Source organism: Trueperella sp. LYQ143 (genome assembly GCF_046599595.1).
In the GTDB taxonomy this organism is placed as follows: Bacteria; Actinomycetota; Actinomycetes; order Actinomycetales; family Actinomycetaceae; genus Trueperella.
The window spans coordinates 1-23689 of sequence record NZ_JBKIWR010000013.1 but is presented as its reverse complement, the minus strand read 5'-3'; the positions used below and the strand labels follow the sequence as shown (position 1 = coordinate 23689).

Genomic DNA, 23689 nt, shown 5'->3' with positions numbered 1-23689 from the left:
CATAGCCGCGTAGAGCGTTCGCAGGCAATGATCACATAACTCAACCGCCTATCACGTCTATCTACTTTGTTATTCGAAAACATCACTGCTACGCACTAAAAACACCACCTGCTATTGACCTTTGTTTCTATAGCAGGTGGTTTTTTATATGTTCTTTACAGATAAAACGAACGGCTCATGCCGCCAGGCACAGTTTCTCACAACACTAGTGCCCATGAATCCCAAAACCATACGACCGTAAAAATAATGAGCAACGCATAGATCAGACCAATAATCAGCCAACGGTTACGCACCAAAACTGATCCTGCACTCATCGCCCCGCGCCCTATATGACCGGCTTGGAGCGTTCGAGCAAGAAGGTGAACAAACAACGGGATCGTCACACACCATACAACGACGCAGTACGGGCATAGCGACCCTTCTACCAGGTAAGACTGATACGCAAACCACAATACCCAGATAATTCCACAGCTTGCACCCGCGAGCGCCGCTACCCAGAGATATCGTGATAGCCGGCTGCCAGTCAAGAGCACACATCCCAAAGTAGCTATCGCCGCAAAGAAGAGCGCCCCCAATAGCGCATTAGGAATTCCAAAGAATACCTCGCTTTGCCAACGCCCCATCCATTTTGAACAGCCAATTAATGGGTTAATATCGCATACCAGGTGCGAATCAGGGTAGGCGAGATGATGCCGCTCGGATAAGATAAGCCCCGAGGACGCAAGTACTCCTATTACCCCGCTACCTAACAGTACTCCTGCGGTCTCTTTTCCAGCTCCACCTGCACGTTCATGCTCATTGGCTCGCGCTTCATATCGCGATATTTTACGATCCATGCGGGCTAGTTCTTCCTCGCTTGGGAGGTCGCCGTCATCTTCACTAATAGGATCTGACATATTCGCCGCCTCATAGTCATGATCGGGGGTCTCGTCAGCCCTATCTACGTCATGGTGCGGGCGGTGTGCCGAACGCTTCATGTTATACCCTCCTCAGCATTGACCGTCAGGAAGAAATGATTCTCCCCGCACGATTCCATCTCAGATCTCTGTAGTGACGACGAGCCTCAAACGAAATCCGTGTTCGACGAACGCGTTTCTGCCTGCCTTCTCGGTTTCGTTGCTCGCCATAAGCTCTTGCTCCTTCACCCCATCGCAACTGGCGCTCAGGCGCTATCTTCCGATGGAACGATCACTGGTGTTCCCGAACATACATTTCGATGAAATTTGCAGTATCTTCCCAGTCTCTCACTGCATGAGTGTCAATTCCTAGTCGAGTGACCGGATAATCATTTCCGCCTTCATCTAAACGATCCCCAATAAAGAGCATCTGTGAGATACGGATGCCTGTGGCGTGTGCGAGCTTCTCTATTCCGTATGCTTTATCAACGCCTTTAAGAGTGATATCCACTGACGTTGACCCGCCCGAACGCACCTCTAGATCAGGGATCAACTGTGCCACGGCAGCTCGTAGCTGTTCTTTCTTTTCCCCGTTAGGATCCCAGGCTTTCTTTGCAGTTAGCGGTGCCTGCTGGCCGAGGGCTGAAAAAGTAATTTGGGAGCCACGGTCTTCAATAATCTCACCATACGGGTGGCTTTCCCACAGGCCTAAACGTTTCGCTTCTTCTTCTAGGCATGTTATCGCGTGCCTGCGCTGCGCTTCGCTAAGGTCATGCACATATTCCGCGTTCCATCTGCCATCACGATAACGCATATATCGCGTGCCACAGGTCGGCATGAGATGTAGCCGCTCTAAATGAACGCCAGGATCAGTTAATCCAGCAAGTAACTGGGTCGTGAACTGTTCAAAATTTCCTCCGGAAATCACGCATACATCGTGGAGTGCTAACAACTGCGTTAATGCTGCTGCCATCCGAGACGGTAAGGGTGATTTTGATGGTGCCAGGGTGTCATCAAGATCAAAGGCAATCAAACGATATGTCATCATCTTTTCCATCATAAATATACAAACTGAGCGGCTGCGAAGAGCTTTTCTGAGCACGCGGCGCTTCTAACGATAGATACCTCTAGGTGAGAATGGATACTCTGCCGCACCGTAATACGTACTGACGTTATCTCCGTGATACGCCAGGGTTATGCCCAACAACGCACATCAAAACAATCTACCGTTTATATAACATGGCACATTGCCGATTGATTGAGGCGGTATTCCGTTCCTTGCAGCATCCGACACAGTGCCTTGACAGTGGTGGGGTGCCACCTTAGGCGACACCCCACCTGTTAGAGTCAAGAAGTCTTCTCAGACATCCGGTAACTTACTTATCTTCTTTCTGGGATTGACCAACGAAGTATTCCAGCATGACCCGCGAAGCGCCCATAATCAACAGACCCATCGAGATCTTGACAACTGTATCGAACAAGCTACCGATGATAACCATTGCCGACGGGGAGGAGTATTCCGTACCCGAAGCCAGGACGATGAATCCCCATACCGAGGTGACGCAAAAACCGATGCCGACGATAATGGCAAAGATCTGAACGAGCTTAGCTAATACTGGGGTGAAGGTGCGCTTGAAATCCACAGAGAACAAGGCGCCAAAAGCCGAAGGAGCGGCCGGTTGCTGTTGCGGATACCCATAACCGGGCTGCGGCGGATACGGCTGCTGGTAAGCACCAGGCTGCGCAGTGGGCTGCTGCCCGCCCTGAGGCATCGGCTGTTCGTTATTTTCAGGCTGATACATGAAAGCAAACCTTTCCTAAATGCATTGACACATGTAACCCTGTTATTATCCCTCATTCCACCGCCTGTGCCTAGTTTGCTTCAGATTCTTGCGTGTCATCAGCCTATTTCCACAGGCTATTTCTCATATCGACGTAACCATACGGGTCGCGATGCGCTATCTCATGAGTTATCAGGTGTGGATCGCTGTTTTCTCCGTCATACCACGTCAAATATGATCCGTATTTCCTGCCCGACATAGGAACATCGATATTTTTTCTTACAGAGCTATCTACTGACGGTAGTTTTAGACAATAATAGCTAAGTAACACTGAACGATGACAAAGGAGTTTTCATGGCAACCCCGCACATTAACGCTGAAAATGGCGCGTTCGCACCGGCCGTAATCATGCCTGGCGATCCTAAGCGCGCTGAGCGTATGGCCCAGTTACTTATGCCAGATGCGAAAGTTGTTTCAGATGTGCGTGGCATCAAAGCATATACCGGAACCGTTGACGGAAAACCGCTATCTATCATGGCTTCTGGAATGGGGCAGCCCTCGCTCTCGATTTACGTCAGCGAGCTGTTCATGCATTTTGGTGTCGAGCGCATTATCCGAGTGGGGACGTGTGGTGGCTTATCACCGCGAGTTGCTATCGGTGATGTCATCATTGCCAATGGTGCGCACTATGAGGGCGTCATCAATACCTACCTCATTCCTGAGACTCACTTCTCCGCAGTTGCCTCGCATAATTTAGTACAGGCAGCTTTCGCTGCTGCCGATGGCGATGATCGCGTAGTCGTCGCTCCGGTTATCTCTCGCGATCGTTTCTATGACGTTCCACAGGAAGTCAACGAAGCTGCTGCTCGCGTCGGAACTGCAGGTGCAGAGATGGAAGCTGGCGCTCTTTATGGCCTCGCTGCCCGCCACGGAAAGGAAGCCCTGGCAGTGCTAACTGTGTCGGATCACATCACTGTTCCGTCAGAGGATATGAGCCCCGAAGATCGCGAGACAAACTTCCAGCGCGCTCTCAAGCTCGCAGTAGCTGCTGCTCTTTCCTAATCGCATTACGATGGAGAACCTCTCACAACCAGCAGAGGATTATCTCAAGTCCATCTGGCTCATCTCGGAGTGGGACGGAAAGGATGCCGTCCCAACCGAGTTGGCCAGACGGATGGGCTTGAGCCCCTCAACCGTCACTGAAGCGATCAAAAAACTTGCTAACGCAGGTTACGTGACGCATCGCCGCTATGGTCCAATTTTCCTCACTGAAGCAGGACGCCGCCAGGCGGTACGTATTGTGCGTAAACATCGCCTCATTGAAACGTTCTTACACGTGACGTTGGGATATTCCTGGGAAGATCTCCACGCAGAAGCAGAAGCATTAGAGCATAGCGTCTCCGATCAATTTATTGAGGCAATCGATAAAATTCTCGAACACCCGCATTATGATCCGCACGGTGATCCGATCCCCCAAGCTGACGGTTCTATCCCTGAATTACATTTATTACTGCTCACCGAGACGACTCCCGGCCAAAGAATTCGCATCTGCCAAGTGGATGACAACGCCGAAATTTTAGTGTTTTTAGCTGAGAACAATATTGGCCTGCATGCGCAAGGCACAGTTATCTCCCATACCCCCACGCTTGGTCTTACGATGGTCCAGCTCGCGGAACATCCCGTAGCGATCCCGCAACTCGTAGCACAACGTATTCGGGTTCAAGTTCTGACATAACGCCGTATGGCATGCCATTAACGATTTCGCCATCGGTGGGCGAGATCATTGCCTCTCGCCACGAAAAGCGTTGTAGGTGACGCACTAACCATCTTAGAGAAGGTAGGGCGCAAGGGTATCGCGTAAAACCAGGAAGAGAATGTGTTGTAGACATATTTCTAGTATGACCACACCGTCATTAAGGAATAATTACTGCAGAAAACAGCTTCGCGTTTGTGGAAAGTTCCCAGCTATAACCGAACTCTCAATCTCGTATTAACTACAAGCTCTCCGGCTTTCCGTATCCCCCTCCTCAACACCCACCCAAGACCCCATATTTCAGCACACCGCACTTGCATAATCCCAGATCAATCAGCATTTTCCCAATATTTCTGCGTTACACCCAGCGGCTACCTCGTCGTTTCCTATACCGATAGCAAAACGCTGCACACCACCAGCGCATTATCCTTCTCTATACATCCCGCTAATCTCACAGGAGATATTGCATGGCAAGAATCGTCATCGGAATACCCGCAAATGCAAAAATTGTTGAAACAATTGTTCCTTTTGCCGCCAACTTTCCATCCAACCCAAAACGATCAACAAAAGGACCAGCCATTGACCCCACGGGCATAATGCACATCATCGCAAAGATATGAATAACCGCCACATCTAATCCATATAGCTTCAACAGAATGACACATGCTAATGGCAGCACAAAGAATCTCAATACGATGAAAGGATAAAGCCGCAGCTCCCCTAACAGTTCACGCAACGACAAGCGCGACATCATCGCTCCAACACACATCATCGCAATCGGAGCAGTCGGCGTCCCTAACATGTCACACGCATCATTGATAATAGGCGGCAAAGATATTTGACAGTACAACATACCAATAGCAGCAAGTGACGCTAAAACTGGCATATTTACTGCGCGGCGCAAAGATCGAAACAGCCGAGAAGCCCTACTACCCCGTGGCGTAACATCCATACCCGCCCGCGCAAGTAAGGCGAAGCCGAGAGAATACATGAAAAATGACAGCACCATGACGAATACAGAGGCCAAAACAACCCCATCAAACCCATACAGTGCCCGAGATACTGGAATACCAATAAAACTGACATTCGTACACAGGCTCATAAAGACGTATATCGCCCGATGGGACGGCCGCACGCGAGCACAGCAGACAAAGATATAGCCAAAAACGAGCATGATAACGAACGCTAATACTGCCAAACAACCGGCAGTCGGGATGCGTTGACGCCCTAATTGCGGGTCAACATGCGCCACAGCAGCAATAATCATTGCCGGCATAGTGATATGCACAATGAGATGAATCAGTCGAGTGATGGTTTGCCGATCAAGGATGCCGATCCTGCCAGCGATAACGCCTACCGCGGTAATGATCCCAAAAATAGTCATCTGCGCATTCGCACTCGCCACAGCACTCATTTCTTACCTAATTTCATTGTTTCCACCGACGCGACGATCACCGTGGTTATTATCTCGCCTCACGCTATCTAGCACAGCCCACATAGCACATATACGCAGTTATCTACCCGATAAAGAACCAGACGGCAACGGCTCCTATCTCTACTTAGTGAGATACGGCAATGACGCAGAACAAGCCTCGTCAGCCTAAGCCGCACCAGGAATGACGACGATGTGGCACTGCTAACCATTGACCAGAGGGCAACAATCCATGCGACAACTTACCGATCATCTCTCCGCCTGAGCAGCCATTTTCACAAATACGCCACCCATGCAAGACAAAGCACCACCCTTGCCCGTCTTAGGTAAACTAAGCGCCTTCTTCTCTTACGCCCGCATACCGTCAGTTCATAACATCACTTACCACAACCGCTGACGCGCCACGGAAATTTCACATTCGTGACCGATATGCGCAGAGCGCGAATCACAAACGCGCCACGTATGGTACTGCTCAACATTGAGATGTGGATTTTCTGACCACCCACGCCTCACCTAATCCTCACCGTCACCATATTTTCCCGTCACTATATCTTCCTACTGAGGCATATATTCATCCCGAATCCGCTGTGCAAATGGGGCATATTCCAACGCTGCCAGATACGCCGAACACATCGTCGCATGGCTCGCCACCGCTTTACCCGCAATATCAAATGCAGTCCCATGATCGACGGAGGTGCGCAAGATTGGCAAACCCACCGTCACCGAAATGGTGCCATCAAAATCATACGTCTTGGACGCGATATGCCCTTGATCGTGATACTGCGAGAGCACCCCGTCATATCGCCCTTGTAATCCCTGGTGAAATACCGAATCCGAGGGAATTGGACCAGCAATTTCAATGCCATATTCCCTCCGCACCCGCTCAATAGCTGGAGTCAGCACCTGGATCTCTTCGTCACCAAAATGCCCGCCTTCACCGCCGTGCGGATTAATGGCAGCAACGGCTAACCGCGGGTTGCGCACCCCAAACACCTGTAAGGCTCGATACGCCCGCATAATTGAGCCCACTTGCGAATCGACGGTGATAGCATCCAGCGCATTTCGTAGCGATAAATGCCGCGTGGCAAAGAAAATACGCAGTGAATGGTGCGGATTTTCCCGATTCCGGCAGACGAACATCGTATCTTGCTTAGTGACCCCTGTGAGCGCACCCAGCATTTCTGTGTGTCCAAGAAATTGTGAACCGGACGCCCAGATTGCTTCTTTATTGATTGGGCCGGTAACAATACCCGCAACTTTTTGTTCCATCGCCGCCGACGTAGCAATCTCAATGGCTCTCACCGCAGCATGACCAGCACGAGCGTCTACATTCCCCCATGCTGGTATATCATCGCCCAACACCCCAATATCAAAGATATTTAATGTATTTGGGTCATCAACCACGTTCGCAAAATCGGTGACAACATTAAGAGGCGCTTTCAATCCCAGCACGTCCATTGCCCGAACAATCGCTCCCGTATCGCCGACGATTACACCGGTACCTCGCGGATCAGCGGCACATTCTCGTAAGGTCAGCACCGAAATCTCTGGCCCAATTCCTACCGGATCACCGATCGTCATTACTAATACCGGCTTAGCCATCTTTTCACTCCGTTCTGTTCAACCTCTCAAATCTACCGCGTTCCCTGCTAAATTATTCTTTCTCTTTCGGTATCACCGCAGGAATTCTGGGCTTTACTCTTCACTCTGCAAAATTTTACGGCGGGCGCTACTCACCCAGGATCCATTCCGATTGTCATTCCAATCATCATTCCTTTTCCTGCCACCAGAACCCATACTTTGCTGCGCCGAGAGCCGCTTAGTTTTCCTTTCACCGCATGCGCAAATCGGATACCCTGGGCACGCCTCGAAGAAGCCACGTCTTCTATCTATCCAGCCCCTCCCTGATCAACGCCAGCACAGATCATAAAATACTCAAACTATCAATAACACCTGGGAATCTACATACTATTCTTTATTCGCATATAAACCTGCCCTACTGCCGCACCTCAAGCGATCACATGCCCGCTATTCAGCCGTAAAACAGGTATTTGCAGGAGGGCATTCCCTATCCACAGCCCCCCCTATCCACCTTTATCTGCATACGCCTCAGCGCAGGAAGATGTGCACATACGAACCCCTGCTGAAAAGAACGCAACAAAGAAGCCACCGAGCAATATTCTTACCGCCTATCAGCGAAGAACAGCACAGCCTTTGATCCTCAGCTAAAATTCTGCTCGGGGTCCTATCTCCCCATCACACGAGACTGCGCTATTCCAGCGCCAAAGCGCACGCTGCAGAGAGGAATCCACATGGCTAAGCTCTACTTCCGCTACGGAACAATGAACTCCGGAAAAACGGCTGGTCTTCTCATGGCGGCACACAATTTCGAAGAATCCGGGCAACGCGTGTTTATCGTCAAACCAGCCCTGGATTCCAAAGCTGGCGCGAATCTCTCTACCCGACTTGGCATCGAACGCGAAGCCGATTTCTTAGCCCAACCCGCTGACGATCTATGCGCCACTATTCGCCATTGGATTGGCACCGAAATGGGATCAACCATCGGCGGAGTGCTGGTAGACGAAGCCCAATTCCTCACCCGCGAACACGTCAATCAGCTCCTTGACGTTGCCCTTGAGCTCGATATTCCAGTCCTGTGCTATGGGTTACGAACAGACTTTTCTACGTCAGTATTCCCAGGCTCAGCTCGACTCCTTGAAGTGGCCCACACTCTCGAAGAGCTCAAGACGATGTGCGGCGCTGGCTGCCGACGCAAAGCAAACTTCAACGCCCGCAAGGTGGATGGGGATTTTGTTCAGCACGGAGATCAAGTCTCTATCGACAATCAGACGAACGTTGAATATGTTGCGCTATGCGGGCAGTGCTACACCAAACTCGTCGGGCATATTTCCTGAGTATTCTGCCACTACCACTACCAGGTACTGCAGATCCATAGCCATATCCGCAATTCCATAACTTATTTGCCTACCCTCTAGGGAATTCTTTTTCCTCATTAGATATGGCTCACAGCTATAGATCGCTCCATAGTTGCGCCTACCGCTCTCGTATCCCCGACCACTATTACAACGCACTACATACGGGCAGCTCTAACCCGCTGCGCTGCGCTAACAAGCAGTAATAACGCGAGAGGGCATTGAGGCGAGCTATGTGAGCATGATAGAATGAGAACGTTCCCAACGACGGGAATATCTCCCTAAGGGGAGATGACGGGCCGCTGAGAGCACGCGGAAGGAGGATTCACAGTCCGCACACGCGGGAAATCTGACGCTCCTGGCAGGTCTCACACGTGGATACGTCTTTTCCTTCGTACCCCACATGGTTCACACAACAGTATGTGACGTTCAGTGTCGCGCACACATGTTAACGTTCGCATATATACGCGGGCTTTCGGAGAGTCTCGGGTAACCTCCACCTCACCGAAAGCGATAGTGCTGAGATATTTCCCGTACATATCTGAGCACTATCTGGTACATCACGTGCCACCACGAGCCATATTGACCATCGTTCACGTGTGACGGTCAGCCAACTGTCAGCCATTTATTGCGTTGTGCGCCTTCCGCTTCTCACACCCGCCACGGGACGCTTTAACGCTCTCAGAGACGAGGGCATTCTGGACGCGAGAAGGAGGATACTTTGCAACCAGAACATCATATCGGTTCCGAATCGGAATACGATCATTCCCACACAACGCACACGTCTGGTTTTAGCCGCCGACGTTTTATGGAAGGCGCGCTCCTCGCCGGAGCCGCATTCAGTAGCATTGGGCTCTTTGGACCAGGGGCAAACTCCGCACATGCCACCGCTAGCGCTCCGGCTCACATCCCGCATGCGCTGAGAAGCCGGATCAAGCCTGCCACGCACGTCTCCGCACGGCAGATCCGACGCCCCTTCGAACTCAGCGCCGTCAATATCACTGGCGGAGTATTCAAACGGGGCTTAGATCAAGGTCTTGAGCTTGCTCGGGCTTATCCAATTGATCGCCTCTTGGCTATATTTCGTCGCAACGCCGGACTCGACACGCGCGGCGCCAATCCCCCTGGCGGCTGGGAAGAATACGGCCCCAATCCAGAAGCACAACGCTGGGGTCCAGCCGAATACACAAAAGGGCAGAACCGTGGAGCAGGCGGATTATTACGCGGCCACTATGCCGGGCATTTCCTTTCCCAGCTCGCCCTTGCCTATGAAAACACCGGCGAAAGCGCCCTATATGATCGGGTTGTCGAATTCGTTAAGGGGCTGAAAGAATGTCAAGAAGCTCTTGCCAAGCAAACTTACAACGGCAAGCCTCGTTACTCCCACCCTGGCTTCCTCTCTGCCTATGGAGAGTGGCAGTTCTCCGTTCTTGAAGAATATGCACCCTACGGCGAGATCTGGGCTCCGTACTACACCTTGCACAAGATCCTTGATGGGCTTTTGCATGCCTATCATGCAACCGGCGAACCTGCAGCACTAGAGGTCGCCGAAGGAATCGGTCGCTGGGTACACTCCCGCCTGTCGAAATGCACCCAAGCCCAGCTCGATAAGATGTGGAAAATCTACATTGGTGGCGAGTATGGCGGTATGAACGACGTCCTCATCGAGCTGTACTGGGCCTCTTCCGCAGCCGATAAGGCAATCTTCCTGCAAGCCGCAAAATTCTTCGATATGAACGATCTGCTCGATGCCTGCGCTCGTGGAGAAGATACCCTGACGGATAAGCACGCTAACCAGCACATCCCCCAGTTCGTCGGTTATGCCAAGATGTATGCCGAAACCGGAGAAGAACGCTATCTCAACGCTGTTAAAGGCTTCTTCGATATGATCGTTCCCGGCCGCATGTATCCGCACGGCGGAACAGGTGAAGGCGAGATGTGGGGGCCACCGCATAAGGTAGCTGGAGATATTGGTCCGCGCAATGCCGAATCCTGCGCTGCCTACAATATGGTTAAAGTTGCCTGGCAGCTCTATCAGCTCACTGGCGAGCAGCGCTACGCCAATTATTGTGAGCGCACGGTACTCAACCATATTCTTGGCGGGCATCGCGATGCTTCCTCCAAAGAAAGCCCCGAAAACCTCTATATGTTCCCAGTTAATGCTGGTGCACGTAAGGAGTACGGCGACGGAAACATCGGAACCTGCTGTGGTGGAACAGGGCTAGAATCCCCGATGCGATACCAAGAAACGGTGTATGCGGCTGCCGACGACGGGAAGACCCTCTACGTCAACACCTACGTCCCCTCCACTCTCACGTGGGAAGAACAAGCCACGACGGTTCGCGTCGCTACCGAATACCCCTATCAGGGGCGCGTCACGATCACTTTCGATAAAGCCCCCAGCGGAGAGTTCACGCTCGCTTTGCGTATCCCAGAATGGGTTTCCAGCACCCCGATGATCACAGTTAATGGCACGCCGAGTTCTGCAGCAGCAGGCGCAAACTCGTATGCAACCATCACTCGCTCCTGGGCATCTGGCGATAGCGTTGTGCTTGACATCTCCCTGCCGGCATGGATCGAATCCGCTCCGGATAACGCCAAACTTCAGACCTTGCGCTACGGCCCTATGGTTCTGTCTGTTGCCGGAGACGCACCGCGATTCCCCGTCATGGCCCTAGGTGGACTATTCAACCTATCCGGTACCCTCAACGACGCCATCGAATGGAAAGATGGTCAAATCCGCCTGGGTGGACGCGACTTCGACCCCGCTCATGCTGGGCATGACATCACCTACTCGATGTATTTCGAACGTAAGGATAAGACGGTTGTTTTCCGCTCGGTAGATTCTGGAGTGATTAATCCCGTATCAGCCAGCGATCCAACAACAACCTTGGTTGACGACATTTGGAAGGCCGCACCTTTCGCTAACCGTGACGCTTTCCTTGAGCAGGTCCGTCAAATCACCAAGAAGTACCAAGACCAAGGCTCAATTTCCGCGCGTGATCGGCAACGTATCTTGGTTGCGGCTGGACGCGCGCGCATGGGAGGAAAATAAATGACACGCATATTCGTCCGAAAGATTCGCACTACCCGATGGGCTTTCGTCGGTATTTTCGCCCTCTTGTGTGCGCTTCTTACCCCACTGGCAAGCCCTTTCGCTGTCGCGGAAGACGCTGCGGAACAACCCCGCAATATCTCCTCGCAGTCCAATGAGGATAATGCCCCTACCGTATCCGTCTCGTACGTTCCCTCGTGGAATCACAAGGATGCGCTCAATGATGACATCACTGACAAAGCCGACCACGGTTCTGTGTGGGGAACCTACGGTGATTTTGCCGCGCAGCATTGGGCACAATACGAGTGGCCAACCGAAGTAACCGCCTCCTCGTCGTCCCTGTGGCTGTGGAATGACAAAGGCGTTGACGGCGCCGATAACGTCCATCATCCTGCGTCCTGGCTGCTTCAGTATTGGGATAACAACACTCAAGCCTGGGTGCCGATCACCGCTCAATATCCTGTGCCTGAAGAGAAGGGGCAGATTGTTGGGCCGACGACAGTTACCTTCGATCCTGTGACCACCACAAAAATGCGCTTGATCCTCAATGCGAATAAGCGCGACAACGAACAGATGCCGTACTACTCCGTTGCTTCAACCGAATGGCAGGTATTCGGCACGATGAAAACTGCCGAACCCGAGCCGGGCGATTCCCTCTCTGACGTATCTATCGAAGAGGTTAGCCTTCGCACTGCAGTTGGTGTCATGCCCACCCTGCCACCAAAGGTGTGGGTGCTGCCAGAAAATGGACCTTTGGCATATCATGACGTCACCTGGGATCCAGTCGATGCCAGCAAGCTAAATACACCAGGAGAAGTTGAAATTACTGGTCACGTTGGCGATAAGCCCGTTAAGGGCACAATCTTCGTCCTTGCCTCCCCCGCTGCTGGCACGCTCGAGCACCTCGATAATGCCTCCACAGTGACAACTGCCGGGGTCGCTCCGGTATGCCCCAACACGGTCGTGGCACAATACTCCGACGGGAGCGCCGACTCGACCTTGCCAGTGACCTGGGATCCGGTTGATCCGTCGGCCTATGCGAAGGCAGAAACCTTCGGGGATATTCTCGGAACGGTAGCGGCCAGCTCTGAGCGTGCAGTGTGTACTTTCTGGGTTGTTGAACCATTCGATTCCAGCAAGCTGCCCCCACATGTGAGTGTGAGCATTGCAGAGTCCCCTGCCGCCAGTGGCTGGTTTACCACCACTCCGCATTTCACCATCACCACCGAACAGCGTGCACATCCAATCGCCACTGTGGAATATTCCTTCGATAACGGTGCCACCTGGACCGCATACCCGCAGGCACCCGTTGCAGTGGATAAGGAAGGCAGCCTGACGATTCTAGCCCGTGCCACGGATGACGCCGGGCAAAGCGCGACCGCCCAACAAGACGTCATGGTAGATACCAAGGCGCCAACTGCCGATATTGGCAAATGGGAAGATTCTGACCCGAATGTTCACTGGTTTAGTATCACCGGCAGTGACGGGGAAAATGGCTCCGGAGTTCAGCGCATCATCTACAGCTCTGGTCCATCGCAAGATCCAGAATCTACCGCGAACGATATGTGGGCAACCTACGAGGAAGAATTCTCGCTGCGCGTGACAGACGCTCCGGTATATCTCCATGTTCGTGTTCAAGACGCTGCAGGTCACCAGTCACAGACCTATACAGTCAAGCTGGATCCGGTTACTCCGGAACCGCAGCCAGAACCAACGCCCGAGCCAAATCCGCAACCAGAACCGCAACCGGAACCAAATCCAGTGCCGAATCCGAACCCGGTACCCACGCCTGGGGCGCCGAGCGATCCCAGCTCGCCAGTAGCTCCAGCGCCGGTTCCCGCTGACGGAGAACCGGAAGGAACGATTCTGGCACACAGTGGTGCAGCTATCGGTACAACCCTGCTAGCTATGCTTGGTCTGCTTGGCGTAGGTAGCGCATGTGTTGCCGTGCGTCATTCTCGACGCTAAGGCCCGCTCTGCGATCCACGCTCCTTGCTGCGGTTCATGCCGCGCACGCTAAGGAATCGCAGTAGCACCCGATGTGTTCCTCGATGACGTACCCATCACGAACACATCCAGACTGTGGGGAGTTCCAGCAACGGACTCCCCACAGTTTTTATATACATATACACCTTTGTACAAGCAATCGGCGGCATTCTATACACGGGTGGATTTATGCAGCCTATCCAGCGATGTCATTTCGCGTAGCGTGACGACGATTCGCCATGATCCTCTGCAGATACCGGCGCTGCCCTGCCGTAGAAAATAGCTGCGCGCCCCAACACTCGCCATCACTCGCAGACCGTGATTGCGCACAGCTTTGGATTCGCACAGCGCATTATCTGCCATATACCGGAGAAACTACTGCCATATCTGGCACTGCTGCACACCGCTATCTCTGGGCAAAAAATACCGTCTTTTCCTAGCTAACAAGCTAGAATATGATCCGGGTCATGCGCCAAGCGATCAGAACACGAGTCAGAAAACGAGAGAAAATTCTTTAGCTATTTCCGCTCAGTTAGACATCTTGTGCGAGCTTCCATCCTATTTGCGTGTTTCTCTAAGCGTATTAACCCTTTAACGGCGAAACAGAGCAGACAGTGGAAAAACCACCCGCAAAACGATAGGCGAGCCCCACAATAACTGTAGGACTCGCCTATTGTGTATCCTCAGGTGCTTACGGCTTTATATCTCGCCGCGCACACTCCGGATTGTAGTATTACGCAGTTATGCCACTAGCTGGCAATCTCGTAATACTGTGCAACAATTACCACTGCTGACGACGCGAGGCAACCAATGCGCCACTTCCGGCTAGCAACATCGCAAGCGCGAGAATGGCAATTGGCATGACGTCTGCACCAGTATTCGACAGCGTGCCTGTGTGCCCAGCATGTGCGCCCGGAGCTGGCTTAGCCGGCGTCGGCTGTGGAGCAGGCTGCGGAGCTGGTTCAGGCGTGGGCTGCGGTGCCGGTTGTGGCGCCACGTACGCCGACGTGGACACCTCCCAGTTCTTCACGAAGAAAGTCGCCGGATCAATGACCTTGTTTGCTTGCGCCCAATCGATCATCAATTCGCGAATTTCCTTCTGGTCGTTGTAGACCACCGGAGCGGTCGTCACATGCGGATAGCCAGATCCACCTGACCAACGGTAATTATTCACCGCGAGGATGAAGTGCATATCGTCGGTGATTGGGGTACCATCCGGCATGGTCAGCATGTCGATGCGCTCGCCCACCGGCTTCGAGATATTGATGTGGTAGTTAATACCGCTCATCTCGTCGTATGAGTAATCCGGAATGCCGCGTGTCATTCCGTCATACTGCGCGTTGGTGACGTCCTCCCAGTTAGTGACAACTGCGTTGGGTTCCTGCTGCTTGTAGTAGCGCGCCGAGAACTCGAGGTAGTCACGCAACTGAGCACCCGTTAGTTCAATGCCGTACAGCGTATTGTCGTAGATGTACAGACCTGCCATATCAGCAATGGTCACATCACCCTTGTGGAAGATAGCACTACGAGAGAATGGAGAAGCCTGCGAAATCACCGGCAAGTTCTCATACTTCGTGCCCTTCATTGCCTTCTTCAGTTCGTCGGTTTGAACCATATTGATGAAGTCAACGATCGGAGTATCCTCCCACGGCGACGTCGCTGCGGGCATCTCTTCCTTGGACTGAGCGATAACCGTCTTAACCCAGGCTACCGTCTCATCGTGCCACGGCTGGATCTCCTTCAGAACGCCGTCATCGGCCGGATAATCCTTTGCCTGTACTGCAACAGCCGTCGGTTTGGTCGCGCCCTCCCAGTTCACTGACTTCTTGCCATCAGCGTTCTTCACAATCGGCAACGTCACCTGAGAAAGTGAACGAGCCCAGTAGTACGGCTGAGTGAAGAGAACCGGCTTGCCCTCAGCATTCGTAAAGACCACGTCTGCCTTGTTCATGACGTGCGAGTGCCCACCAATGATGAGATCAACGCCGGAGGTCTGGGTCGCGATTGAGGTTGCGATATTTTCCGTCAGATCAGCCGGATTCCAAGTGTAGCCTTCAGCGTCAAGACCAGTATGTGCCAAAACAACAACCACGTCAGCCCCGGCCTTGCGAACTTCCGGAACCCACTGCTTCACTGCTTCAACACAATCCTGAAAACGCAGAACGCCTTCCACATTTGCCTTATCCCATACTCGAACGCCGGGCGTTACTACGCCGATCACGCCGATCTTCACATCCTCACCACCGATTTGGCGGGTCAGCATGGTGTACGGCTCAAGATAGGGCTTGTTGGTGGAAACATCAATGACGTTAGCCCCCAGCAATGGCATCTTAAGATTGCCACGAAGCTGGCGGAGATTATCCATCCCGTAGTTGAACTCGTGATTTCCCACAACACCGACATCGTACTTCAGGTAGTTCAGCACCTTTGCCATTGGGTCTACCGAATCCGGTTTGCGGTTATTCTGATAGTACGTATTGATTGGGGATCCTTGAATAAGATCGCCGTTATCCATCAATACGACTGTGCCGTCACCCTTTTCAGTGCGAATCTTCTTAATCGCTGTCGCCAGGTGATCCATACCCAAAGCCTTCTCTGGCTTCTGAGCACCGAAAGCCTCACCTGTAAAGTAGTCATAATCTACCGCATGGCCATGAACGTCCGTCGTTGCTAAAACCGTTAAATCGCCAAGTGGCGTCGCCGTGGAATCAGCAACAGCAGGAACGGTTAATGAGGCAATGGCAAGCGCAGATAGGCTTGCCATCATGCGTAATGATTTGCGCATGACTCTCCCTTCCTTCTGTATTAAAGAGGTACAAATATAGTACCGTTATATCGCGGCATTATCAGCACAAAAAAGAAAATCTCACCAGATGACCTGCTGGATCATCACAGACAGACCCCTACAAACGCTTTACTTCACACCTTGCCAGCTCATTTTTCATCGCATTATTAAGGTGAGCTACCACTCACAACACCGCCGATAGCAGTAGAAATACTGCTAAAAAGGCGAGGTTCCACATAGTAAATATGCCGATAAAACGCTTCGACTGGGCCGATAAATTTGCCGCAATAAAACGGTATGAGATGAGCGAGGCCATTGAAGCAATCAGCGTCCCCAATCCCCCAATATTCACCCCAATGAGGAGATCTTCGTAGTCATGGGTGAAACCAGAGAGCAACAGTGTAGCTGGCACATTGGAAATAATCTGCGACGCCCCCAACGCAGCCATTCGTACTGAACGATCAGCCATTGAGGTAATCACGTCATGTATTGCGGGAACTCGCCCCATATTCCCGACAAACACAAACAAGACGAGGAAGGTCGCCAACAGAGAATAATCCACTTTAGTCAAGTAGTACGGATTATCGTATAGTACGACGCAGATTGAACTACCGAGCACAAACCACAGTGGGATAACACCCGCTACCGTACCCACAGCTAATACGAACAACACACCATACGCAGCAGCTCTGCGTGGATGCACCCGCTTAGTCGGGCGCTGCAGGGGAACAACTGGCTCCCCACCTCGAGTAGTCGCCACAATAGCCAAAGCCAAGCACACTCCCGCAGCCAGAACATACGGTAGAGTCATCCGCCCAATATCGAGGAAAGAGAAAGGTGCTGCATGGCTGAGATATAGATTTTGCGGCGAGCCAAGCGGAGTGAGCATTGCGCCAGTATTTGCAGCAATCGTCTGCAGAACAACAACTCCCGGAATCGCACGATCATCACCTTGCGCATGCAAAGTAAATAAGGCTAGCGGAACGAAAGTTATCAGGGCGACGTCATTCGTTAACAGCATAGAGCTGAAAAAACAGAGAAAAACTAAGGAGAATACCAGCCCTCGCCTACTGGTCGATATGCGGATAAGTGCGCGCCCGACCAGGGCAAAGATCCCAATTTCCTTCCCAGCAGCTAAAATGAGTAGCAGGGCAAACAGCACTCCCAGGGTATGCCAATCAACGTAGTCCCGATACCCGCTATCCGGTGGGACAACGACGAGTGAACACAGAGCCGCAATTGTGGCGATAATTAGGACCGCTTGCCCACGCAGAATCTGCTTCCATCGCGACCCGTTACTGTGTGGAGTATGCTCACTGCCAGGCGTATGCCGACGGTTCACCCGCGCCTCCACGATGTTCCCGGCAATACTTTCCCCCAGGATCGCATAGGGGCGTGGGATGGCATACGGCTACTCGCTTTCCTCACAGAGTTCCTGGCGGCGCACTGCGCACCATAGCTACTTTCCGCAGATATGCTACACCCGCCCCAATGCGACCTGCAGTTTTCGTGGCGTATCTGGCTTTGCTTTAATCTCCCATACACGTCCCGACGTGACGCGCAGCGTTAATCCATGAATGATCAAGCGGAACCGTCTTTAAGTTGCCAGCAACATCAGCCAGCGGCACAGGAACAGCATTTTGCCCCTGAGCAGCAACAGTGAATCCCCACTGCCCGCTAGCAACGAGATCAGCTCCCGTCCCGCCTAATAGCGTACCCAGCAGACGATCCTGCGCGTCCGGCGTCCCGCCACGTTGGACGTATCCCAAAACAGTCACTCGCGCTTCTAGCCCAGTTGCTTCCTCAAGATCTTCCGCGAGTTTGAATGCATTACGCCGATGGTTGGACTCGAGCATATCGCGATGCTTTTTGGCAGCCGACTTCGATATTTCGTCATTCGCCCGCTCGATGAGCGCTTCAGCAGCCGCCATATCCGCTGAATCTGCCACGTCTCGTGCCCCCTCAGCGATAGCTACCACAGAGAACATATGGCCTTTCTTGGCGCGTTCTTTCACCGAGGCAGCAATTGATTCGATGGTATAGGGAATCTCTGGCAAAAGAATAATATCTGCCCCACCAGCGATACCTGCTCCCAACGCCAGCCATCCAGCTTTATGCCCCATAATTTCACAAACAATGATGCGGTGATGTGAGTGCGCCGTGGAATGCAGCCGATCAATGGCTTCTGTGGCGATCCCTAATGCCGTGGAGAAACCGAAACTCGTATCTGTGTGCGCAATATCGTTATCAATCGTCTTTGGTAGATGCATGACGTTAAGACCAGCTTTTTGCAACCGACGCGCATTCTTCGCAGTCCCGCCTCCCCCGATGCAGATCAGACCGTCTAGCTGGTTCTTTTCACAGTTCTCTAAAATCGTGGGGATCATATCGCGCTTTTCACCGTCAACGATCATCCGATGCACCTTATCGCGCGACGTCCCCAAAATTGTGCCACCGACGGTCAAAATGCCAGATAGCGCACTGGAATCCAATTCCACGAAACGGTTTTCTGCTAACCCACGAATTCCATCGCGGAAGCCAATGAGTTCCATCCCGTAGTGCCCTAAGGCAGCTTTGCCAAATCCTCGAATTGCCGCGTTCAGCCCAGGGCTATCTCCACCAGCAGTGAGGATTCCGACGCGCATCTTTTTCTTTGCCATAGCTCATCCTTGAGGTCAGGGGCATACGCCCGATTGGTGTGGCACCGTGCCGCGCAGACACGACCTAAATTCATCTTCGTATCACGCCCTGAGCCTGTCAACCGGCACACTAGATCTGATACGCCTTATCAGCAGTGCTCGTAAATCCCGCAGTGCGCTATAGCCCTCGTAGAGCATCATCGGGCAATCGCATACCCACAGTGCAGCCCCACAAAGAGGAGCAAACAGCATCCCATTGCCATTATGCATATATGCACAGCGGCAGAAATCGCATGTTTCCACAGAGAAATCTGCCGTTCCATCCGCCAATTATGATGGGCGTGAGTAATAAAGGGGCGGCAGGCATCGACCATCGCAGTTGAATAGGTTGAATACCCGCCCGTGAAACCGACAAGCGCATAGCTCATAACCAGTTGCACCGTCGATCCCGATTCAGCCAACGCAAGCCCGGTCACTAATCCAAGGATGAATGATCCGAGCAAATTCACGACGAAAGTCGCTACTGGCCAGGACGCCGGCCAATATTTCTTCCCGATAGGAATTAGCGATCGCTCACGTCGAGTTGCAATGCCACGACCGGAACAAGGCGCCGATTTCTGTGCCGGAGAAGGCACAGTTGCACAATACGTAGCCACCGATGCAGTGCTCTCACCTGCGAAAACCGTCAGTTCCGAAGCCGCCTGTCCTTCGCACCTTTCGAGTTCTGCTACTCGGGTCGCTACCTGAGTATGCGAACCGCCTTTGTTATCCTTTCGGCTTGCTATATAGCTTTCCGTCACCGCGCGTGCAACGGCTCCACATACGGCCCCAGCTATTGACGAAACTGCCATTACCCAGTCAGGAATCATGACGAGATCCCACTTTCCGATAGGCGATCTCACATCCGAGAAGCAGCCCGAGCATTACTGCGAGCGCACCGCCAAGGAGTGTGGCTATCAGGTACCCCCAACCGCCCTGATGATTAACGCTGAGGAGAGCTAAAGTCGAATACGTCGTCAAAGTACCGAGCAGACCCGTACAGAGTAATCGGCGGGGGTAGCTCGTCGCCCCTAAGACGGGTACGAGGATTCCCAGGAGAAAACAGCCAACGAGATTACACATCAGCACAGCATGCGGCGTTTCCCACCAGTTACTCAGGCATAATCGGATCGCGCCACCGCATGCAGCCCCACACCCAACAGCCAGTAGCCCTCCAAGGTCTTGATGTAATGGGCGTGATTCTGGACCAGAGTTATCATGTTTTTGGCTTTGCGGAGCTGTATTGGGAGATGACGAAGACGGACGCACCATAATCTTCCCTTCTCTCTATCCTGCTCAATATCGGCTACGCAAACCATCGAATCGGTTCGCCTAGCTTATATTTTCCTTGCTACCACGTATATCACTCTGAGGCCGGCACTGCTGAACCGATAATGCGAGGTTGCGTTTTGGGTCGCGTATTTCCCTACACAGATCGTATTCCCTCCAGGGCAAGCAATGCGCGTTTTCGGTATTCGCCCGCCGCGTATCCACCAAGCTGATGATTCGTAGCAATGACGCGATGGCAGGGGATCATAAGAAGTATCGGATTACGGCTAAGGGCATTGCCCACCGCTTGAGCGCTCATTGGTGTGCCTCGTTCTTGCGCTATACGTCGAGCAAGTTCACCATAACTTTGGCTCTGACCCCAGGAAATCTCCTGAGTAAGCTGCCATACCCGTTGTTGGAAAGCTGTTCCAGCAGGCACGAGAGGCAGCGTATGCGATGGTTCAATGCCAGAAAAATATTGGTCAAGCCAGCGCTTTCCAGCAATGAGCACTGGGCAGAGTGGAGCTGTCAGGTTATCAGCACTAGCAAGCAAACTGCGGCTATTAACCAACGGATAATCTACTACATTGTTTCGTTGCAGGCCGTCATACATTATGCGTTCTTGCCGGTGGCTCTCGTTTGCCGTTAAGGTCTGCGTCTGTGTACATATTTGACCATGACGATCGCTGCGATGATGGTGCGGGAATTCGTCAATAAAAGCAATACGCGTAATCGCAATACCATTGCTCTGTATCTGGAGTGTTCCCAGGGGCGAGCTATATTCCATCGTCAATATGCTCATGTGTTCGTTTCTCCCCTGCCCTATCAGGTATCTATCTACCCATCATTATCCCTCCTCATTAGGCAATAGATAGCAGTGATCGTGCCGGCAGTAAACCTACCGGCACGATCACCGTTGAGTTATTCAGGCGTATTGCCCATGCGAGTTCTACAGTATTTAGTTTCCCAATCTGCAGATCACGCCGAGCAATACTGCCAGTTATATGGCTAGCGGATTAGCTAGCGTCGCGCTTGCCTTTCCGAGAACCGATAACTGCACACATGCCCAGAAGCGTCAAGACGAATGCCCACAGAGCAGCACCAACACTTGATGCACCCGTATGCGGAAGCTTACCGTTTCCGTTACCGCCCCCGTTATTACCGGGCTTGGCAGGCTTGGTCGGAGCAATCGGATCTGGCTTAGCCGGAACATTTCCACCGTTACCCGGAACTGGCTTAGGATCAGCCGTTACCGTGGTCGAATCGGAAGGAACGTCGCCATTCGTGACGGTTACCGTGATTGGATCGCCAGCCTTGAACTTCGTCGGATCAACCGGAATAACCAGCTTACCGTCCTCGCCCTTCGTCACCGGCGTACCACCAACACTCCACGTGCCATCGTTACCACGAGTAACCTCAACCGTGCCACCACCATTGGGATACTCAATCGTAATCTTGTCACCGTAAGCAGGCTCACCAACCTTAACCGAGTTATCCCCCTCAGTGATCTTATCCACCGACGGAGCATCCGGTTTCTTCGGCTCGACCTTCTTCTCGGTTGTGGACGTACCGCCCTTACCGTCTTCAGCGGTTACAGTGATGACATCACCCTTCTTCACCTTTTCTGGCGCAACCGGAATGACTAAGTGACCCTTATCATCAACGGTGACTGGGGTATCGCCAACCTTCCAGGTATCGCCATCCTTAATCACAACGATCGGATCATTGCCAGGAATGGTGATCGTAATCGTAGTTGCACCTGCCGGTGGACCAACCAAGATCGATCCGTCACCTTCGGTGATCTTCTCGACTGTCGGCGGCTGTAGCGTTGACCCGCCAGCATTCTTAAAGATGGCCTTAGCAACCGTACCGTCGGCAACGGGAGCATCCGTCTTCGGCAACGCCGGATCCCACTTATCGAAAGTGAAATTCTCCTTGGCAATCGTACCTGGAATCAGATCCTGAACCTCATTAAAGGTCTTCGTCTTCTTCACCAAGAACGAAAGCGCAGGAACACCCGCCGTATCATCCGCCTTCTGCTTCAACGAACCATTGCCATCAGTGGTGAAGCCAATGACGACGTATTCATCACGGTTGATCTTCTTACCCGTATTATCCTCCGACGGAGTCTTCGGATCCTTCGGATCAGCCGGATTCTTCGGATCGGTTGGGATAAATGGAATGATATCTTCCTTCGAGAATTCCGGAGTCGGCTTAGGCTGAACCTCAGTGGTTTCTTCACTCTTGCCGCCCTTGCCGTCTTCGGCGGTTACGGTGATGACGTCACCCTTCTTCACCTTTTCTGGCGCAACCGGAATGACTAAGTGACCCTTATCATCAACGGTGACTGGGGTATCGCCAACCTTCCAGGTATCGCCATCCTTAGTCACAACGATCGGATCATTGCCAGGAATGGTGATCGTAATCGTAGTTGCACCAGTCGGCGGGCCTACCTTGAATGAATCGTCACCTTCGGTGATCTTATCAATGGTCGGCTTATCCAGCTTCGGGGTTTCGGCCGGCTTGAACTTAGCTGTCGCTACCGTGCCATCCTTCACCGTTTCATCCGTCTTCGGCAACGCCGGATCCCACTTATCGAAAGTGAAATTCTCCTTGGCAATCGTACCTGGAATCAGATCCTGAATCTCATTAAAGGTCTTCGTCTTCTTCACCAAGAACGAAAGCGCCGGAACACCCGCCGTATCATCCGCCTTCTGCTTCAACGAACCATTACCGTCGGTATTGAAACCAATCACAACATACTCGTCACGATCAATCTCATTATTCCCATCGGTCTTCGGCGTATGAGGATCCTTCGGATCAGCCGGATTCTTCGGATCAGCCGGAACGAATGGAATCACATCCCCCGTAACTGGCTTATCAGCAAAGTTAGCTGTTGCTACCGTGCCATCCTTCACCGTTTCATCCGTCTTCGGCAAAGCCGGCTTCCATTCCTTAAACACTTTGCCCTTATTGGCAATCGTGCCTGGGATTAGATCCTGAATCTCATTAAAGGTCTTCGTCTTCTTCACCAAGAACGAAAGCGCCGGAACACCCGCCGTATCATCCGCCTTCTGCTTCAACGAACCATTACCGTCGGTATTGAAACCAATCACAACAT

The 23689-nt window shown here is 52.4% G+C and carries 17 protein-coding genes; 5 read left to right on the top strand and 12 right to left on the bottom strand.

The genetic code is table 11. The features are described from left to right. Positions 1-197: 197 nt before the first annotated feature. The 3 genes from ACLHIL_RS05850 to ACLHIL_RS05840 form a co-directional block, all read right to left on the bottom strand. Positions 198-977: a vitamin K epoxide reductase family protein gene (locus ACLHIL_RS05850; RefSeq protein WP_411297022.1), complete on the bottom strand. Its 780-nt coding sequence runs from the start codon at positions 975-977 to the stop codon at positions 198-200. 211 nt (positions 978-1188) lie between these two features. Then, a complete protein-coding gene (locus ACLHIL_RS05845) occupies positions 1189-1944 on the bottom strand; it encodes an HAD-IIB family hydrolase (protein WP_411297021.1) in 756 nt (251 codons plus the stop codon). A gap of 328 nt (positions 1945-2272) precedes the next feature. Next, complete coding sequence (locus ACLHIL_RS05840; protein ID WP_411297020.1) at positions 2273-2698, bottom strand: hypothetical protein; 426 nt, start codon at positions 2696-2698, stop codon at positions 2273-2275. A gap of 333 nt (positions 2699-3031) precedes the next feature. On the opposite strand from ACLHIL_RS05840, the gene ACLHIL_RS05835 reads away from it, so the two are divergent. Both ACLHIL_RS05835 and ACLHIL_RS05830 read left to right on the top strand, forming a co-directional pair. Next, positions 3032-3739, top strand: coding sequence for a DeoD-type purine-nucleoside phosphorylase (locus ACLHIL_RS05835; RefSeq protein ID WP_411297019.1), 708 nt, complete (start codon positions 3032-3034; stop codon positions 3737-3739). Between the two features lie 10 nt (positions 3740-3749). Then, positions 3750-4412, top strand: coding sequence for an iron dependent repressor, metal binding and dimerization domain protein (locus ACLHIL_RS05830; RefSeq protein WP_411297018.1), 663 nt, complete (start codon positions 3750-3752; stop codon positions 4410-4412). Between the two features lie 469 nt (positions 4413-4881). Here ACLHIL_RS05830 and ACLHIL_RS05825 read toward each other — a convergent pair whose 3' ends face one another. Beyond that, positions 4882-5814 (bottom strand): AEC family transporter, encoded by a 933-nt coding sequence (locus tag ACLHIL_RS05825; RefSeq protein ID WP_411297017.1) that lies wholly within the window; start codon positions 5812-5814, stop codon positions 4882-4884. 603 nt (positions 5815-6417) lie between these two features. After that, positions 6418-7464, bottom strand: a complete 1047-nt coding sequence (gene pdxA / locus ACLHIL_RS05820; RefSeq protein WP_411297016.1) for a 4-hydroxythreonine-4-phosphate dehydrogenase PdxA — start codon at positions 7462-7464, stop codon at positions 6418-6420. A 710-nt stretch (positions 7465-8174) separates the two neighbouring features. Between pdxA and ACLHIL_RS05815 the strand changes: the two genes are divergently transcribed. The 3 genes from ACLHIL_RS05815 (at position 8175) to ACLHIL_RS05805 (ending at position 13818) form a co-directional block, all read left to right on the top strand. Continuing rightward, the gene (locus ACLHIL_RS05815) at positions 8175-8777 is read left to right on the top strand and encodes a thymidine kinase (protein WP_411297015.1); all 603 of its coding nucleotides are present in this window, start codon (positions 8175-8177) and stop codon (positions 8775-8777) included. 739 nt (positions 8778-9516) lie between these two features. After that, a complete protein-coding gene (locus ACLHIL_RS05810; RefSeq protein WP_411297014.1) occupies positions 9517-11850 on the top strand; it encodes a beta-L-arabinofuranosidase domain-containing protein in 2334 nt (777 codons plus the stop codon). Then, complete coding sequence (locus ACLHIL_RS05805; RefSeq protein WP_411297013.1) at positions 11851-13818, top strand: Ig-like domain-containing protein; 1968 nt, start codon at positions 11851-11853, stop codon at positions 13816-13818. It begins immediately after the preceding gene. A 799-nt stretch (positions 13819-14617) separates the two neighbouring features. On the opposite strand, the gene ACLHIL_RS05800 is transcribed toward ACLHIL_RS05805, so the two are convergent. The 7 genes from ACLHIL_RS05800 to ACLHIL_RS05770 all read right to left on the bottom strand — a co-directional run. Next, entirely contained in the window at positions 14618-16621 is a 2004-nt protein-coding gene (locus ACLHIL_RS05800) for a bifunctional metallophosphatase/5'-nucleotidase (RefSeq protein ID WP_411297012.1), read from the bottom strand. Positions 16622-16805: 184 nt separating this feature from the next. After that, complete coding sequence (locus ACLHIL_RS05795) at positions 16806-17963, bottom strand: SLC13 family permease (RefSeq protein WP_411297011.1); 1158 nt, start codon at positions 17961-17963, stop codon at positions 16806-16808. 187 nt (positions 17964-18150) lie between these two features. Beyond that, positions 18151-19281 (bottom strand): 6-phosphofructokinase, encoded by a 1131-nt coding sequence (locus ACLHIL_RS05790; protein WP_411297010.1) that lies wholly within the window; start codon positions 19279-19281, stop codon positions 18151-18153. Between the two features lie 176 nt (positions 19282-19457). Continuing rightward, on the bottom strand, positions 19458-20162 hold the full coding sequence (locus tag ACLHIL_RS05785; RefSeq protein WP_411297009.1) for a fluoride efflux transporter FluC: 705 nt from the start codon (positions 20160-20162) through the stop codon (positions 19458-19460). Further along, complete coding sequence (locus tag ACLHIL_RS05780; protein WP_411297008.1) at positions 20119-20571, bottom strand: CrcB family protein; 453 nt, start codon at positions 20569-20571, stop codon at positions 20119-20121. The genes ACLHIL_RS05785 and ACLHIL_RS05780 overlap by 44 nt, the downstream gene beginning before the upstream one ends. Positions 20572-20725: 154 nt before the next feature. Further along, positions 20726-21370, bottom strand: a complete 645-nt coding sequence (locus ACLHIL_RS05775; RefSeq protein ID WP_411297007.1) for a methylated-DNA--[protein]-cysteine S-methyltransferase — start codon at positions 21368-21370, stop codon at positions 20726-20728. Between the two features lie 214 nt (positions 21371-21584). Next, positions 21585-23689 (bottom strand): hypothetical protein (locus ACLHIL_RS05770; protein ID WP_411297006.1); only part of this gene is annotated, 2105 nt, incomplete at its 5' end.

Excerpts from the sequence above, each read along its gene's own strand:
- ACLHIL_RS05850 (WP_411297022.1), bottom strand. The coding sequence starts at position 977 with ATGAAGCGTTCGGCACACCGCCCGCACCATGACGTAGATAGGGCTGAC.
- ACLHIL_RS05845 (WP_411297021.1), bottom strand. The coding sequence starts at position 1,944 with ATGATGACATATCGTTTGATTGCCTTTGATCTTGATGACACCCTGGCA.
- ACLHIL_RS05840 (WP_411297020.1), bottom strand. The coding sequence starts at position 2,698 with ATGTATCAGCCTGAAAATAACGAACAGCCGATGCCTCAGGGCGGGCAG.
- ACLHIL_RS05835 (WP_411297019.1), top strand. The coding sequence starts at position 3,032 with ATGGCAACCCCGCACATTAACGCTGAAAATGGCGCGTTCGCACCGGCC.
- ACLHIL_RS05830 (WP_411297018.1), top strand. The coding sequence starts at position 3,750 with ATGGAGAACCTCTCACAACCAGCAGAGGATTATCTCAAGTCCATCTGG.
- ACLHIL_RS05825 (WP_411297017.1), bottom strand. The coding sequence starts at position 5,814 with ATGACTATTTTTGGGATCATTACCGCGGTAGGCGTTATCGCTGGCAGG.
- pdxA (WP_411297016.1), bottom strand. The coding sequence starts at position 7,464 with ATGGCTAAGCCGGTATTAGTAATGACGATCGGTGATCCGGTAGGAATT.
- ACLHIL_RS05815 (WP_411297015.1), top strand. The coding sequence starts at position 8,175 with ATGGCTAAGCTCTACTTCCGCTACGGAACAATGAACTCCGGAAAAACG.
- ACLHIL_RS05805 (WP_411297013.1), top strand. The coding sequence starts at position 11,851 with ATGACACGCATATTCGTCCGAAAGATTCGCACTACCCGATGGGCTTTC.
- ACLHIL_RS05800 (WP_411297012.1), bottom strand. The coding sequence starts at position 16,621 with ATGCGCAAATCATTACGCATGATGGCAAGCCTATCTGCGCTTGCCATT.
- ACLHIL_RS05790 (WP_411297010.1), bottom strand. The coding sequence starts at position 19,281 with ATGGCAAAGAAAAAGATGCGCGTCGGAATCCTCACTGCTGGTGGAGAT.
- ACLHIL_RS05780 (WP_411297008.1), bottom strand. The coding sequence starts at position 20,571 with ATGGTGCGTCCGTCTTCGTCATCTCCCAATACAGCTCCGCAAAGCCAA.
- ACLHIL_RS05775 (WP_411297007.1), bottom strand. The coding sequence starts at position 21,370 with ATGAGCATATTGACGATGGAATATAGCTCGCCCCTGGGAACACTCCAG.